This window comes from Rhizobium lentis (assembly GCF_014200175.1).
GTDB classification, from domain to species: Bacteria; Pseudomonadota; Alphaproteobacteria; order Rhizobiales; family Rhizobiaceae; genus Rhizobium; species Rhizobium mulingense.
In genome coordinates this window covers 40,840-56,732 of the sequence record NZ_JACHBD010000017.1, presented here as the reverse complement: position 1 = coordinate 56,732, position 15,893 = coordinate 40,840, and the positions used below count along the sequence as shown (strand labels likewise).

Here is a 15,893-nt window from a genome sequence, read left to right as displayed (position 1 = left end):
GGCCGGTCTCCTCTTGGCGCCGGCGAAGATGCCAGCCATCATTTGAATCATCTGTATAGGCGGACTATATGGGAGTACAAATCAGAGATGTTAACGGCGGTTGCGATACGATATGAGTTCGAACGACTTCATCACATTATTCTTCCTGGTGGCGGCGGTGCTGATTTTCTTTCAGCTCCGCTCCGTACTCGGCCGCCGCACGGGAAACGAGAAGCCGCCGCGCGATCTCTATACGCCGCGGGACGCGGCGCCTGCTGAAGCTGCCGATGCCGGCAAGGTCGTGACGCTGCCGCGGCGTGATGCGACGGCCGAGGATGAGGATCGCTTCTCCGCCATCGACGCCGTTGCCGCACCTGGAACGCCGCTCAACGAATCGCTGCGCGCCTTGAACAAGGCCGATCCCTCCTTCAGTCCAAAGGAGTTTCTGAACGGCGCCCGCATGGCCTATGAAATGATCGTCATGGCCTATGCCGACGGCGACCGGAAAACGCTGAAGAACCTGCTGTCCCGCGAAGTCTATGACGGCTTCGATGCGGCGATTGGCGAGCGCGAAGCCCGCGGTGAGAAAGTGAAGTCCACCTTCGTCGGCATCGACAAGGCCGAAATCACCCATGCCGAGACGAAGGGCAGCGAAGCGCAGATCACCGTGCGCATCGCCAGCCAGCTGATATCGGCCACTTACGACAAGGCGGATGCGCTGATAGAAGGCGATGCCGAGAACGTCGCCGAGGTCAATGACCTCTGGACCTTCGCCCGCGATACCCGCTCGCGCGATCCGAACTGGAAACTTGTGGCGACCGAATCGGAACATGAGTGACCACGCATCGGACTTCGTCCTGCAGGCCATAAGCTTCGACACTTTGGAAGGCTGGAAGGATGATGATCCCTCCGGCCCTTTTGAAGTCATGCGATGCTGTCGGCGCCAGATCACCGATGTCAAACCTTACCGCGCCGGCTCGCTCGGCCTGAGCTCGGAGGATTTGCTTCCGCTTCTGATCGCCGCCGAAGATTTCACACCGTCCTCTCCTGCATCGGCACGCGGCTTTTTCGAAACACACTGCCGGCCATTCCTGATCCGCCGCAAGGATGGCAATCCTGGCTTCGTCACTGCCTTCTATGAGCCCGAGATCGAGGTGTCAGAAAGGCCGGATGACGTTTTTCGTTTTCCCTTCTATCGCCGTCCGGACGATCTGATCGATCTCGACGACGGCAATCGCCCGGCCGAACTGGACGACGCCTATGCCTTCGGCCGCCGCCATGATGACGGCCGCATCGGCGCCTATCCGGATCGCCGCGCGATCGACCAGGGTTTCCTCGAAGGCCGCGGCCTTGAAATCGCCTGGGCGAAATCGAAGGTTGATGTCTTCTTCGTCCATGTGCAGGGCGCCGCCCGGCTGCGCTACAGAAATGGCCGGATCGGGCGCATCACCTACGCAGCAAAGGCCGGCCATCCCTTCTCGGCGATCGGCAAACTGCTGATCGAGTGCGGAGAAATCGACCGAGCCGAGATTTCGATGCAGTCGATCCGCGCCTGGCTAGCGCGCAATCCCGAGCGGGTGGATGAAGTGCTATGGCATAACCGCTCCTATATTTTCTTCCGGGAAGCGCCCTCGCGGGCTATCGGCTCGCGAACCGCCGATCCTGAGGTCGGTCCGATCGCCGCCGCCAAGGTGCCGCTCCTCGCCGGCCGCTCGCTGGCCGTCGACCGGCTGATCCATACCTTCGGCTTTCCCTTTTTCATCCGCGCCGAAAGCCTCACCCATCTCGATCAAGGCAGACCTTTCCGCCGGCTGATGTTGGCGCTCGATACCGGCTCGGCGATCGTCGGGCCGGTTCGCGGCGATATCTTCACCGGCTCGGGGTATATGGCGGGAGAAAGTGCGGGCACCGTCCGCAACGACGCCGATTTTGCCATCCTCATTCCCAATGCCGCCGCCGGACGATTCGACTGATGGTTAGGGATCGCAAGCTCAGCGCCGATGAAAGGATCCTCTGGGGCAAGGTTGCCCGCAGCACGCGGCCGATGCCCGGCAAGGCAGGTGAGCTGAGCGAACTCGATACCTTTCTTGCCGAGACGGAAGCGGCGGCGGAACGGGAGAAGGCCGAAAAGCAGCGGCCTGCCTCATTCACGCCGGAACAGCCGGTAACGCCGTCGGCGTCGAAACGGCCGGCTGGGGTGCATCATCCGCTGGAAAAGCCGGTCAAGCGCAAGATCGCCAAGGGCCGGCTGGCGCTGGAAGCGCGCATCGACCTGCACGGCTTGGTGCAAAGCGAGGCCCATGTAATCCTTCTCGATTTTCTGATCCGCGCCCATGAGCGCGGCATGCGCCACGTGCTTGTCATCACCGGCAAGGGCAGTTCGATGGGCAGCGCCGGTGCGCTGAAGCGAGTCGTGCCGCTCTGGTTCTCGAAGCCGGAATTCCGTTACCTGATTTCTTCCTATGAGCCGGCCGCACAGCATCATGGCGGCGAGGGCGCGCTCTATATTCGCCTGGCGCGGCGGCATGGGGAACGGCCATGACCCCCTTCGGCGAGGCGGTTCGCCGGCTGAGGGCGCGCAAGGGCGTCTCGCAGAAGGAGATGGCGGAAGCGCTGAACGTCTCGCCCGCCTACCTCTCGGCGCTCGAGCATGGCAAGCGCGGTTTGCCGACATTCGATCTGCTGCAGCGCATCGCCGGCTATTTCAACATCATCTGGGACGAGGCCGAGGAACTGTTCCTGCTCGCCCGTTCTTCCGACCCGCGGGTCGTCATCGACACCTCGGGCCTGCCGCCGGAATATACCGAATTTGCCAACCGGCTGGCCCGGCGGATCCGCGAGCTTGACAGCGCCGAGATCGCCCGGTTATCGGCTCTTCTCGAAAATGGCGGCAAAGGCGACGGAAAAGCGTCATAATCCCCTGTTTTATGGCTTGCTCAGGGGACTTGCCATTGGGAACCGGGCTCAAAAAACCTATATACGAGGGTGAAGAAAGCCGGTGATTCGCAAGGCGCGCCGCCGCTTTACGACAACAGGGAAAATCTCGACAGAATGAGCGATACATCCGCGACGGAAAACGGCGTAAGCACCGAATATGGCGCAGATTCCATCAAGGTCCTGAAGGGCCTTGATGCCGTGCGCAAACGCCCCGGCATGTATATCGGCGATACCGACGACGGATCCGGCCTGCATCACATGGTCTATGAAGTCGTTGACAACGCGATCGACGAAGCGCTGGCCGGCCATGCCGACATCGTCACCGTCAGCCTCAATCCGGATGGTTCGGTGACGGTGACCGATAACGGCCGCGGCATCCCGACCGACATCCACACCGGCGAAGGCGTGTCGGCCGCCGAAGTGATCATGACGCAGCTGCATGCCGGCGGTAAATTCGACCAGAATTCCTATAAGGTCTCCGGCGGTCTGCACGGCGTCGGCGTTTCCGTCGTCAATGCGCTTTCCGTCTGGCTGAAGCTGAAGATCCGCCGCCATGGCAAGATCCATGAAATGAGCTTCACCCATGGCGTCGCCGATGCGCCGCTGAAAGTCACGGGCGACGCCCCGGATGTGACCGGCACGGAAGTGAGCTTCATGCCGAGCAGCGAAACCTTCACCATGACGGAATTCGACTACGGCACGCTGGAGCATCGCCTGCGCGAACTCGCCTTCCTGAATTCCGGCGTGCGGATCCTGCTGAGCGACAAGCGTCATTCCGATATCAAGCAGGAAGAGATGCGCTATGATGGCGGCCTCGAGGCCTTCGTCGCCTATCTCGATCGCGCCAAGAAGCCGCTCGTCGACAAGCCGGTCGCCATCCGCGGCGAAAAGGACGGCATCACCGTCGAAGTGGCGATGTGGTGGAACGACAGCTATCACGAGAACGTGCTCTGCTTCACCAACAATATTCCCCAGCGCGACGGCGGCACGCACATGGCCGGCTTCCGTGCGGCCTTGACGCGCCAGGTGGTTTCCTATGCCGACAATTCCGGCATCACCAAAAAGGAAAAGGTGACGCTGCAGGGCGAAGATTGCCGCGAAGGTCTGACGGCGGTCCTGTCGGTCAAGGTGCCTGATCCGAAATTCTCCTCGCAGACGAAGGACAAGCTCGTTTCCTCGGAAGTCCGTCCGGTTGTCGAAAGTCTGGTCAACGAGGCGCTGAGCACCTGGTTCGAAGAGCATCCGAGTGAAGCCAAGATCCTCGTCGGCAAGGTCGTCGAGGCGGCAGCGGCACGCGAAGCGGCCCGCAAGGCCCGCGAGTTGACCCGCCGCAAGGGCGCCCTCGATATCGCCTCGCTGCCCGGCAAGCTTGCCGACTGCTCCGAGCGCGATCCGGCAAAATCCGAAGTTTTCCTGGTCGAGGGTGATTCCGCCGGCGGCTCGGCCAAGCAGGGCCGCTCGCGCGAAAACCAGGCGATCCTGCCGCTGCGCGGCAAGATCCTCAACGTCGAGCGCGCCCGTTTCGACAAGATGCTGTCGAGCCAGGAAATCGGCACGCTGATCACGGCACTCGGAACCGGCATCGGCAAGGACGAATTCAACGCCGAGAAACTGCGTTATCACAAGATCATCATCATGACGGACGCCGACGTCGACGGCGCCCATATCCGCACCCTGCTGCTCACCTTCTTCTTCCGCCAGATGCCGGAGCTGATCGAGCGCGGCCACCTCTACATCGCCCAGCCGCCGCTCTATAAGGTTGCGCGCGGCAAGTCGGTGCAGTATCTGAAGGATGAGAAGGCGCTCGAGGAATATCTGATCGCCCAGGGTCTGGAAGATGCGGCGCTGAGGCTCGGCAGCGGCGAGGTCCGCACCGGCCAGGATCTGCGCGAGGTCATCCTTGATGCGTTGCGGATGCGTACTCTGCTCGACAATCTTCATTCGCGCTACAATCGCGCCGTCGTCGAACAGGCGGCAATTGCCGGCGCCCTCAACGCTGAACTCGTCAGTGACCAGGCGAGAGCCCAGGCATTGGCGAGCGAAGTCGCAAGCCGGCTCGACATCATCGCCGAGGAAACCGAGCGCGGCTGGCAGGGCGATCTGACCAGCGATGGCGGCCTGCGCCTCGAGCGCATGGTCCGCGGTGTCAAGGAAATCGTCGTGCTCGACATGGCGCTGATCGGCTCCTCGGACGCCCGGCACATCGATCAGCTGACGTCACGTCTCAAGGAAATCTATCAGACGCCGCCGTCGTTGCATCGGCGCGAAGGCGACATCGAGATTTCGGGGCCGCGCGCCCTGCTTGACGCGATCTTCGCCAGCGGCCGCAAGGGCCTCACTATGCAGCGCTACAAGGGGCTTGGCGAAATGAACGCCGAACAGCTCTGGGAAACGACGCTTGATCCGAACGTCCGTTCGCTGCTGCAGGTCAAGGTCAACGACGCCACCGATGCCGACGGCCTCTTCGCCCGGCTGATGGGTGACGAAGTCGAACCGCGGCGCGAATTCATCCAGGACAACGCGCTGAGCGTCGCAAACCTGGATATCTGATCAATATTTTCTCAGCAAAAGGCCCCGCTGTCCTCGAACCGCGGGGCCTTTTGTTTGTGCGGTTTCGCTCAATTCGCGACGAAACGGCCGTTGAAGGCAACTTCGGAGAGCGGCTTGCGCTGGCTGGGGAATTCGCGCGCTTGGTTGCGTTCGGAGAGGACGCCTTTGTCGGCCAGGCGGCCGACGGCGACACCCGCCTCGACCCTGTACCCATCGGGAATGCCGAAGGTCTTCATGATGTCTTCGTGTTTGATGCCGCCCATGCCATGGGCGTAGAAACCGGAGAGGCGCGCTTGCAGCGCCAAGTGACCCCATGCCGCGCCGGCATCAAAGGAATGCGTGTAGCTCGGCTTTTCCTCGCCGGAACCGGCAACTCCGGTGAAGCTGCGCGACACGACGAAGATCAGCGCTGACGCATTCTTCGCCCATTCCTGATTGGTATCGACGAGCAAAGCGACGAATTTCTCCCAATGTTCCGAACCTTTCAGGGCATAGACGAAGCGCCAGGGCTGCTGGTTCGAAGAAGACGGCGCCCAATGGGCGGCGTCGAGCAGGCTGAGAAGCTGTGCCTCCTCGATGATTTCGCCGGTGAAGGCGCGCGGCGACCAGCGGTCGAGAAACATCGGATCGATCGGATATTGGGATTCGCGGCTATTGCTTTTCGTCATGCTTTTCCCTGGGGACATGAAATCGGGGTGAGGCTAGTCGGTCCAGACGATGTCGAGTTCCTCGCGGAAAGCGAAGCGTTTCAAATGATCGTTGATGACGCCCTGCATCCTTGCCTGCTGCGCGTGATCGGCAACGGAAAGCGTGAGAGTCAGGCCCGCGTCGTCGGCGGCAAAAGTCACCTCCGCCGTATCGCTGAACGGCACCCGGCCCTTGTGTGGATCGAAATCTACGCTGAACTTGTGGCTCCAGTGCTTGCAGAGCTGCTGCAGGTAGCGGCTTGCATGCTCGGTGCGCACCGTTGCCTTGGAGAGGTGCATGTCAAACTCCGTCTCATCTTGGACTGCAGCAAAGTCATATTTCCTGCCTCGCCAGCTTGGCAAGCGTGTCGTCGTCGCAGTCGGGTGGGACGGACTGCTTCATTACATAGATCCGAGGGCGCGCATGCTGGTAAATGGAAAATGGACGGAAGACTGGGGTCCCGTTCAGGCAAAAGACAAAAATGGTGGCTTCGTCAGACAGGTCGCCAGCATCCGAAACGGGGTGACACCGGACTGCAGCGCGGCACCGACGGGCGAGGGCGGCTTCGAAGCCGAGCCCGACCGTTACCATCTCTATGTCGCCTATATCGCCTTGGGCCTCGAAAGCATCGCTCCGACGAAGATCGTTCCACCCGGGCTCTGACCTGTCAGAAATTTTCTGAAGGCCGTACCACTTCCCGGCAAAGCCGTAATGACACCGATGAATAATTCGTTCATAGGTGATCGCAACTTCGTTTTTGATGAGGAGGAATTCCATGAAGCTGATGCGTGTTGGCGAAGCAGGTCGGGAAAAACCGGCACTTCTCGATGCCGATGGCAAAATCCGCGATCTCTCCGGTCATGTCGCCGATATCGGCGGCGAGGCAATCTCGCCGGCGGGCCTTGCAAAGATCGCCGCGATCGACCCCAACAGCCTTCCCGAACTCGGCGCCGGCCGCATCGGCGCCTGTGTTGCCGGCACCGGCAAATTCATCTGCATCGGCCTCAATTTCTCCGACCACGCCGCCGAAACCGGCGCCACGGTACCACCGGAACCGGTGATCTTCATGAAGGCGACGTCGGCCATAACAGGCCCGAACGACACCGTTCTTATCCCGCGCGGTTCGGAAAAGACCGATTGGGAAGTCGAGCTCGGCGTCGTCATCGGCAAGACCGCGAAATATGTCAGCGAAGCCGACGCGCTCGACTACGTCGCCGGTTACTGCGTATCGCACGACGTTTCCGAACGCGCCTTCCAGACGGAACGGGCGGGCCAGTGGACCAAGGGCAAATCGTGCGACACCTTCGGACCGATCGGCCCCTGGCTTGTTACCAAGGACGAGATTGCCGACCCGCAGAACCTCGGCATGTGGTTGAAAGTCAACGGCCAGACGATGCAGAACGGCTCCTCGAGGACGATGGTCTACGGCGTCGCCCACATTGTTTCCTATCTAAGCCAGTTCATGTCGTTGCATCCGGGCGACGTCATCTCGACAGGCACGCCGCCCGGTGTGGGCATGGGCATGAAGCCGCCGCGCTATCTCCGGGATGGCGATGTCGTCGAGCTCGGCATCGAAGGCCTCGGCAGCCAGAAGCAGAGCTTCGTCGCCGATCGTTAACGATGCTAACTGCGCTGAAGCTTAAGCTTTCAGTTTTATGGTGATGCCAGAGATCAACACTCTGGCATTTCCTGTGCAGGTTCGGCACGCCCATGTTGCTGCGCAACAAAAACCTGTTAGTCTGCGTTACGTGCCAGCGTGCGGAAAGACTCGATGTCTATCAATCGACGTCATCTTTTCGATAAAGAAAGGCGGCGCCTTGTATGTTTTATCAGCTTTATGAATTGAATCATGCTGCCATGGCACCGTTTCGCGCCGCGGCGGATATCATGCGTTTTGCCTATGCCAATCCGCTGAACCCATTTGCCCACACGCCGTTCGGCCGCACGATTGCGGCAAGCCTCGAAATGTTCGAGCGCACGACACGCCGCTACGGCAAGCCGGAATTTGGATTGAAGCAGACGACGGTCGGCGACCAGACGGTTTCCGTCCGTGAAGAGGTCGTCTGGTCGCGCTCCTTCTGCAATCTGCTGCATTTCGCGCGGAACGTTCCGCCCGGCCACGCCGGCGACCCCCGCATCCTGATCGTGGCGCCGATGTCCGGTCACTATGCGACGCTGCTGCGCGGCACAGTCGAGGCGCTGCTGCCGAGCGCCGATGTTTACATCACCGATTGGATCGACGCCCGTATGGTGCCGATGACGGAAGGCAGGTTCGATTTCGACGATTATGTCGACTACATCATCGAGATGCTGCATTTTCTCGGTCACGACACGCATGTGATCGCGGTCTGTCAGCCCTCCGTCCCGGTGCTGGTCGCAGCCGCGGTGATGGAGGAAGCCAACGATCCGCTATCGCCATCCTCGATGACGCTGATGGGCGGCCCGATCGATACTCGCATCAATCCGACCGCCGTCAACAAGCTCGCCCAGGAACGATCGCTGCAGTGGTTTTCCGATAATGTGATCATGAATGTGCCCTGGCCGCAGCCGGGCTTCATGCGGCCTGTCTATCCGGGATTCCTGCAGCTTTCGGGCTTCATGTCGATGAATCTCGACCGGCACCTCGTCGCCCACAAGGAATTCTTCATGCACCTCGTGAAGAACGACGGCGAACCGGAAAAACATCGCGATTTCTACGACGAATATCTGGCAGTGATGGATTTGACGGCCGAATTCTACCTGCAGACAGTCGAGCAGGTCTTCATGAAGCATTCCCTCCCGAAGGGCGAATTGATGCATCGCGGCAAACGCGTCGATGCCGCGGCGATCCGCAACGTCGCGCTTCTGACCGTTGAAGGCGAGAATGACGACATCTCGGGCGTCGGCCAGACCAAGGCGGCGCAGACCATCTGCGTGAACATTCCCGAAGATATGCGCATGCATTACCTCCAGCCGGACGTCGGCCATTACGGTGTTTTCAATGGCTCGCGTTTCCGCCGCGAGATCGCGCCGCGCATCGTCAATTTCGTCCGCCAGCATTCGCGTGCCGCGGTCAAGCGCCGCCCGGTGCCGCGCGTCATCAAGGGTGGCCGGACGGCGTAAATCAGGGCAAACTGAATTAGAAGAATGGATTCAACAGCATGTCCGATTTCGCGGGCAATCGTCTTGAAGCCTGCTATTACGGTAACCACATCGATTTCAGCGTTCGGCATCTTGCCGGGCGCAGAACGCGAGGATACCGCACGATGAACCAGTCAGCATTGCTTCGACCGGATTGGACTCCGGCTACCATTGCCCTGATGATTCTCGGCTTCATGGTTTTCTGGCCTCTGGGTCTAGCCATGCTTGCCTACATCATCTTCGGCGAGCGTCTGCGCGGCTTCAAGCGCGACGTAAACCAGGCGACCGACGGCTTCTTTGCCTCCTGCCGCCGTTCGCATGGCCATCACCGCCCGCATTTCTCGACCGGCAACGTCGCCTTCGACGACTGGCGTAAGGCCGAACTCGACCGGATCGAGGAAGAGCGCCGCAAGCTGGACGAAATGCGCAAGGAATTCGATGAGTATCTGCGTGAACTCCGCCGCGCCAAGGACCAGGAAGAGTTCGACCGTTTCATGCGTGACCGCAAGAATGCCAAGCGCGACGATAACGGCGGCCCGGTCGCGGAATTTCAGACGCCGTGAGCAGTTGAGTGATGAAGCGATGACCGGCATCTTGACCGATGCCGGTTTTTCCATGTCTGCCCGCCGGGCAATCGTTTAGATTCGCCGGCGAATCGTATAGAAAACACCCATGTTTCCGCTTCTGAAAACACGGCCAAAGGCGCGCAAGCCGGCTCCGCCCGAAATGCGGACGCTTGATGTCGCCGGCCGGCTGATGCCTCTCACCATCAAGCATCATGAACAGGCGACGCGCATTACGCTGCGCATCGAGCCGGGCGGCCGGGCCTTGAAGATGACGGTTCCGAAAGGGCTTGCACCGCGCGAGGTGAATGCCTTCCTTGATCGTCACCAGGGCTGGCTGCTCACTAAGCTTGCCAAATTCTCGACCGATGGCGGCCTGCGCGATGGCGGCAAGATCCTCTTGCGCGGGGTTCCCCATCGGATCGAGCATTCCGGCAGCCTGCGCGGATTGACGGAGGTAGTCTCCGCGGCGGGGGATGAGCCGGTCCTGCGCGTCAGCGGCATGCCGGAGCATCTGGGACGGCGTCTTGCGGCCTTTCTCAAGAAGGAGGCGCGCACCGATCTCGAGAAACTCGCGGCGATGCATGCCGCAACCATCCGGGCGCCGATCCGCTCGATCGCGCTGAAGGATACCCGCAGCCGCTGGGGTTCCTGCTCGTCGGAGGGAAATTTGAGTTTTTCCTGGCGGATCGTCATGGCGCCGCCTACGGTGATCGATTATCTTGCCGCTCATGAGGTTGCCCACCTCAAGGAAATGAACCACGGTCCGCACTTCTGGGCGCTTTGCCGCAAGCTTTGTCCCGGGATGGAGGAGGCGAAAGCCTGGCTGAAGCGGCATGGCAGCCAGCTGCACGCCATTGATTTTGATTAGCCGAAAGCCGCGCTAAATACAGCTTTGCATGCAAATTGGCTCGACTCTTGCCGCATTTCGTGTCACTTCGCTGCCATGAAACCGGATATCAAAATCTGTGGCTTGAAGACGCCGGAAGCTGTCGATCGCGCGCTGAAACGCGGTGCGACCCATATCGGTTTTATCTTCTTCGAAAAAAGCCCGCGCTACATCGAGCCGGACCTCGCGGCAAAACTTGCCGAGCCGGCGCGTGGCAAGGCGAAGATCGTCGCCGTCGTCGTCGATCCCACCAATGACGAGCTGGACGAGATCGTCTCGCTGCTGAAGCCAGATATCCTGCAGCTCCATGGCAGCGAAAGCCCCGAACATGTGCTGACTATAAAGGCGCTCTATGGCCTGCCAGTCATGAAGGTCTTTTCGGTGCGCACGGCCGACGATCTGAAGCGGGTCGAAGCCTATATCGGCATCGCCGACCGTTTCCTGTTCGATGCGAAAGCGCCGAAGGGTTCCGAACTGCCGGGTGGTAACGGTATTTCCTTCGACTGGAGCCTTCTCAGTTGGATCGACGAGAGCATCGACTACATGCTTTCCGGCGGCCTGAACAAGAACAATGTCGCGGATGCGCTGGCAAGCACCAAGGCGCGTGGTATCGACGTCTCCTCGGGTGTCGAAACCGAGCCCGGCGTGAAAAGCGTTGCATTGATCGATGAATTTTTCGACGCGGTCGAAAAGGCGGATGCGCCTGTCATGGCCCCAGGGAGTTGAGAGTGAACGAGACGCCTAAACCGAATTCCTTCCGTTCCGGCCCCGATGAAGATGGCCGCTTCGGCATTTTTGGCGGTCGTTTCGTTGCCGAAACATTGATGCCGTTGATCCTCGACCTGCAGGACGAGTGGAACAAGGCGAAGACCGATCCGGTCTTTCAGGCCGAATTGAAGCATCTCGGCGCGCACTACATCGGCCGCCCGAGCCCGCTTTATTTTGCCGAACGGCTGACGGCCGAACTCGGCGGCGCGAAGATTTACTTCAAGCGCGAGGAGCTGAACCACACCGGTTCGCACAAGATCAACAATTGCATCGGCCAGATCCTGCTCGCCAAGCGAATGGGCAAGACGCGGATCATCGCCGAGACCGGCGCCGGCCAGCACGGTGTCGCCTCCGCCACCGTTGCCGCCCGCTTCGGCCTTCCCTGCGTCGTCTATATGGGCGCCACCGACGTCGAACGTCAGGCGCCGAACGTTTTTCGCATGAAGCTGCTCGGCGCCGAAGTCAAACCGGTGACTGCCGGCAGCGGTACGCTGAAGGACGCCATGAACGAGGCGCTCAGAGATTGGGTGACCAATGTCGAGGACACCTATTATCTGATCGGCACGGCGGCCGGTCCGCACCCCTATCCGGAGATGGTCCGCGATTTCCAGTCGGTGATCGGCACGGAAGCAAAAGACCAGATGCTGGCAGCCGAAGGCCGCCTTCCCGATCTCGTCGTCGCGGCCGTCGGCGGCGGTTCGAACGCCATCGGCATCTTCCACCCCTTCCTCGACGATTCCTCCGTCAAGATCGTCGGCGTCGAAGCCGGCGGCAAGGGCCTGCAGGGGGACGAACATTGCGCGTCGATCACCGCCGGTTCGCCCGGCGTGCTGCACGGCAACCGCACCTATCTGCTGCAGGACGGCGACGGACAGATCAAGGAAGGCCATTCGATTTCGGCCGGTCTCGATTATCCCGGCATCGGTCCGGAACATTCCTGGCTCAGTGATATCGGCCGTGTCGACTATGTGCCGATTATGGATCACGAGGCGCTCGAAGCCTTCCAGACCTTGACCCGCCTTGAAGGCATCATCCCGGCGCTCGAGGCCGCGCATGCGATTGCCGAAGTGATCAAGCGCGCGCCGACGATGGGCAAAGACGAGATTATCCTGATGAATCTCTCCGGCCGCGGCGACAAGGATATCTTCACCGTCGGCAAGATTCTGGGAATGGGACTGTAAGACATGACCGCACGCATGGACAAACGCTTCGCCGAGCTGAAGGCCGAGGGCCGTCCGGCGCTCGTAACCTATTTCATGGGCGGCGATCCTGATTACGACACCTCTCTCGGCATCATGAAGGCACTGCCGGAGGCAGGGTCCGACATCATCGAACTCGGTATGCCCTTTTCCGATCCGATGGCCGACGGCCCGGCGATCCAGCTAGCCGGTCAGCGTGCGCTGAAAGGCGGCCAGACGCTGAAGAAGACGCTGCAGCTGGCGGCCGATTTCCGGAAGACCGACGATGCGACGCCGATCGTGATGATGGGCTATTACAATCCGATCTACATCTACGGCGTCGAAAAGTTCCTCGATGATGCGCTCGCCGCCGGCATCGACGGCTTGATCGTCGTCGACCTGCCGCCCGAGATGGATGACGAACTCTGCATTCCGGCGATCCGCAAGGGCATCAATTTCATCCGCCTGGCAACACCGACCACCGACGAGAAGCGCCTGCCTGCCGTGCTGAAAAACACCTCGGGCTTCGTCTACTATGTCTCGATGAACGGCATCACCGGCTCAGCGCTGCCCGATCCGTCGCTGGTTTCCGGCGCTGTCCAGCGCATCAAGCAGCATACCGCGCTGCCCGTTTGCGTCGGCTTCGGCGTCAAGACGGCGGAACATGCCAAAGTCATCGGCGGCTCGGCCGACGGCGTCGTCGTCGGCACCGCCATCGTCAATCAGGTCGCCACCAGCTTGACCAAGGACGGCAAGGCGACCGCCGATACCGTTCAGGCGGTCGCAACGCTGGTGCGCGGCCTCTCATCGGGAACCCGTTCGGCGCGCCTTGTTGCTGCCGAATAGTTTTCCCACATTGGCACTCGTCAATCAGGAGTATTCGAGTTGAACTGGATCACTAACTACGTTCGCCCGCGGATCAATTCCATGCTGGGCCGTCGCGAAGTGCCGGAGAACCTCTGGATCAAGTGCCCGGAAACGGGCGAGATGGTTTTTCACAAGGACCTGGAATCCAACAAATGGGTCATTCCGGCGTCCGGCTATCACATGAAGATGCCGGCCAAGGCCCGGCTAGCCGATCTCTTCGACAACGGCGAATACGAATCGCTGCCGCAGCCGAAGGTCGCCCAGGATCCGCTGAAGTTCCGCGATTCCAAGAAATATATCGATCGCCTGCGCGACAGCCGGTTGAAGACCGAACAGGAGGACACGATCCTCGCCGGTCTCGGCAAGGTGCGGGGGCTGAAGCTCGTCGCCGTCGTGCACGAGTTCAACTTTATCGGCGGCTCGCTCGGCATTGCCGCCGGCGAGGCGATCGTCAAGGCGTTCGAACGTGCGACCTCGGAAAAGTGCCCGCTGGTTATGTTCCCCGCCTCCGGCGGCGCGCGCATGCAGGAAGGCATTCTCTCCCTTATGCAGCTGCCGCGCACGACGGTTGCCGTCGACTTGCTAAAGGAATCCGGCCAGCCCTATGTCGTCGTGCTGACCAACCCGACGACCGGTGGCGTAACTGCCTCCTATGCCATGCTCGGTGATATTCATCTGGCCGAGCCCGGCGCCGAAATCGGCTTTGCCGGCAAGCGCGTCATTGAGCAGACGCTGCGCGAAAAGCTGCCGGAGGGCTTCCAGACCTCCGAATATCTGCTGGAACATGGTATGGTCGACATGGTCGTCAAGCGTCACGATATTCCGGAAACTCTGGCGCGCATGCTGAAGATCCTGACGAAAAAGCCCGTCTCGGCGGCCAATGACGTGAATGGCAGCGCCATCGCCCTGGCGGCGAGCGCCTGATAACCGACAAGCAGGCGGGTGCCGAATTGATACCCAGAGGCCAAACCGCGGTGAGTGAGGCAGCGCAAGAGATAGAGAAGCTCATGGGATTGCATCCCAAGGGGTTCGATCTGTCCCTCGATCGCATCACCCGTCTTCTCGATGTGCTCGGCAACCCGCACAGGAAACTGCCACCGGTGATCCACGTCGCCGGCACCAATGGCAAGGGTTCGGTCACTGCTTTCTGCCGTGCCCTGCTCGAGGCCGGCGGCTACAGCGCCCATGTTCACACCTCGCCGCATCTCGTCAATTGGCACGAGCGCTATCGCATCGGTGTGGCCGGCGGACGGGGGCAGCTCGTCGATGATGCCGTGTTTGCAGATGCCGTACGTCGTGTTGCCGAGGCCAATGCCGGCCAGCACATTACCGTCTTCGAAATCCTGACGGCGGTTACCTTCATTCTGTTTTCCGAACAGCCGGCCGACGCGGCGATCATCGAAGTCGGTCTCGGCGGCCGCTTCGATGCCACCAATGTCATTTCCGATCCGGCCGTCTCGGTGATCATGCCGATCTCACTCGATCACCAGCCCTATCTCGGCGACAGGGTCGAGCTGATCGCAGCCGAAAAGGCCGGCATCATGAAGCCGGGATTGCCTGTGGTCATCGGCCACCAGGAATATGATGCTGCGCTCGAGGTGCTGATGTCGACGGCCGAGCGGCTGCATTGCCCGAGCGCCGTTTTCGGGCAGGATTTCATGGCGCACGAGGAATATGGCCGGCTCGTCTATCAGGACGAATACGGCCTTGCCGACCTGCCGCTGCCGCGCCTTCCCGGCCGGCACCAATATGCCAATGCCGCTGCCGCCATTCGCGCCGTCAAGGCCGCGGGCTTCACCGTCACCGAGACGATGATGGAGAAGGCGATGAATACGGTCGAATGGCCGGGCCGGTTGCAGCGCCTCAGCGATGGCCGCCTGCTGCAGCATGCGCCGGCCGGCGCCGAAATCTGGGTCGATGGCGGGCACAATCCCGGTGCCGGCGAAGTGATCGCCGAAGCCATGGCCAATTTCGAGGAACGCCAGTCGCGGCCGCTGTTCCTGATCATCGGCATGATCAACACCAAGGACCCGGTCGGCTATTTCAAGGCCTTCGCCGGGCTGGTCGAGAAGGTTTTCTGCGTGCCGATCCGGGGCAGCGATGCGATGATCGATCCGGTGATCTTGTCGAATGCTGCCTATGATGCCGGTTTGGTTGCCGAACCGATGTCGACGGTCGGCGAGGCGCTCGAAGCCATAAAGGCCGTTACCGATCCGCAGGCGTTGCCGCCGCGCATCCTCGTCGGCGGTTCCCTCTACCTTGTCGGCGACGTACTTTCCGACAACGGCACGCCGCCGAAATGAGCGCTGCCCATTGAAAAAGCCCGGTCGAAGCTGGGCTTTTCATCAATCTGAC

16 protein-coding genes and 1 pseudogene are annotated in these 15,893 nt (G+C 60.9%); 15 read left to right on the top strand and 2 right to left on the bottom strand.

Going from position 1 to position 15,893, the window contains the following annotated elements; all coding sequences use genetic code 11:
* Positions 1-112: 112 nt before the first annotated feature.
* From GGI60_RS28450 to gyrB, 5 genes are all read left to right on the top strand, one after another.
* On the top strand, positions 113-817 hold the full coding sequence (locus GGI60_RS28450; protein ID WP_183919541.1) for a Tim44/TimA family putative adaptor protein: 705 nt from the start codon (positions 113-115) through the stop codon (positions 815-817).
* A complete protein-coding gene (locus GGI60_RS28445; RefSeq protein ID WP_183919543.1) occupies positions 810-1,952 on the top strand; it encodes a murein transglycosylase A in 1,143 nt (380 codons plus the stop codon). Before GGI60_RS28450 ends, GGI60_RS28445 begins: the two co-directional genes overlap by 8 nt.
* Positions 1,952-2,521 carry a Smr/MutS family protein gene (locus GGI60_RS28440; protein WP_183919545.1) on the top strand — a complete coding sequence of 190 codons (570 nt, stop codon included), beginning with the start codon at positions 1,952-1,954 and terminating at the stop codon, positions 2,519-2,521. Before GGI60_RS28445 ends, GGI60_RS28440 begins: the two co-directional genes overlap by 1 nt.
* Entirely contained in the window at positions 2,518-2,895 is a 378-nt protein-coding gene (locus GGI60_RS28435; protein WP_010030279.1) for a helix-turn-helix domain-containing protein, read from the top strand. Before GGI60_RS28440 ends, GGI60_RS28435 begins: the two co-directional genes overlap by 4 nt.
* Positions 2,896-3,030: 135 nt before the next feature.
* The gene (gyrB, locus tag GGI60_RS28430; RefSeq protein WP_183919547.1) at positions 3,031-5,466 is read left to right on the top strand and encodes a DNA topoisomerase (ATP-hydrolyzing) subunit B; all 2,436 of its coding nucleotides are present in this window, start codon (positions 3,031-3,033) and stop codon (positions 5,464-5,466) included.
* Positions 5,467-5,534: 68 nt separating this feature from the next.
* On the opposite strand, the gene GGI60_RS28425 is transcribed toward gyrB, so the two are convergent.
* Positions 5,535-6,134, bottom strand: a complete 600-nt coding sequence (locus tag GGI60_RS28425; RefSeq protein WP_183919550.1) for a nitroreductase family protein — start codon at positions 6,132-6,134, stop codon at positions 5,535-5,537.
* Positions 6,135-6,167: 33 nt separating this feature from the next.
* Entirely contained in the window at positions 6,168-6,452 is a 285-nt protein-coding gene (locus tag GGI60_RS28420; RefSeq protein ID WP_183919552.1) for a DUF2218 domain-containing protein, read from the bottom strand.
* 124 nt (positions 6,453-6,576) lie between these two features.
* On the opposite strand from GGI60_RS28420, the pseudogene GGI60_RS28415 reads away from it, so the two are divergent.
* The 10 genes and pseudogenes from GGI60_RS28415 to GGI60_RS28370 form a co-directional block, all read left to right on the top strand.
* Positions 6,577-6,796, top strand: a pseudogene (locus GGI60_RS28415) (glutathione S-transferase family protein); the annotation flags it as partial.
* 132 nt (positions 6,797-6,928) lie between these two features.
* On the top strand, positions 6,929-7,771 hold the full coding sequence (locus GGI60_RS28410) for a fumarylacetoacetate hydrolase family protein (protein ID WP_183919554.1): 843 nt from the start codon (positions 6,929-6,931) through the stop codon (positions 7,769-7,771).
* A gap of 203 nt (positions 7,772-7,974) precedes the next feature.
* Complete coding sequence (locus GGI60_RS28405) at positions 7,975-9,255, top strand: polyhydroxyalkanoate depolymerase (protein ID WP_183919556.1); 1,281 nt, start codon at positions 7,975-7,977, stop codon at positions 9,253-9,255.
* 143 nt (positions 9,256-9,398) lie between these two features.
* Positions 9,399-9,836 carry a DUF2852 domain-containing protein gene (locus tag GGI60_RS28400; RefSeq protein WP_183919631.1) on the top strand — a complete coding sequence of 146 codons (438 nt, stop codon included), beginning with the start codon at positions 9,399-9,401 and terminating at the stop codon, positions 9,834-9,836.
* A gap of 109 nt (positions 9,837-9,945) precedes the next feature.
* Complete coding sequence (locus tag GGI60_RS28395) at positions 9,946-10,707, top strand: M48 family metallopeptidase (RefSeq protein WP_183919558.1); 762 nt, start codon at positions 9,946-9,948, stop codon at positions 10,705-10,707.
* A 75-nt stretch (positions 10,708-10,782) separates the two neighbouring features.
* The gene (locus tag GGI60_RS28390) at positions 10,783-11,451 is read left to right on the top strand and encodes a phosphoribosylanthranilate isomerase (protein WP_183919560.1); all 669 of its coding nucleotides are present in this window, start codon (positions 10,783-10,785) and stop codon (positions 11,449-11,451) included.
* A 2-nt stretch (positions 11,452-11,453) separates the two neighbouring features.
* Entirely contained in the window at positions 11,454-12,674 is a 1,221-nt protein-coding gene (gene trpB / locus GGI60_RS28385) for a tryptophan synthase subunit beta (RefSeq protein ID WP_183919562.1), read from the top strand.
* A 3-nt stretch (positions 12,675-12,677) separates the two neighbouring features.
* Complete coding sequence (gene trpA, locus GGI60_RS28380) at positions 12,678-13,517, top strand: tryptophan synthase subunit alpha (RefSeq protein ID WP_183919564.1); 840 nt, start codon at positions 12,678-12,680, stop codon at positions 13,515-13,517.
* 39 nt (positions 13,518-13,556) lie between these two features.
* On the top strand, positions 13,557-14,462 hold the full coding sequence (gene accD / locus GGI60_RS28375) for an acetyl-CoA carboxylase, carboxyltransferase subunit beta (RefSeq protein ID WP_183919566.1): 906 nt from the start codon (positions 13,557-13,559) through the stop codon (positions 14,460-14,462).
* 26 nt (positions 14,463-14,488) lie between these two features.
* Positions 14,489-15,841: a folylpolyglutamate synthase/dihydrofolate synthase family protein gene (locus GGI60_RS28370; RefSeq protein ID WP_183919568.1), complete on the top strand. Its 1,353-nt coding sequence runs from the start codon at positions 14,489-14,491 to the stop codon at positions 15,839-15,841.
* The last annotated feature ends 52 nt before the right edge of the window (positions 15,842-15,893 follow it).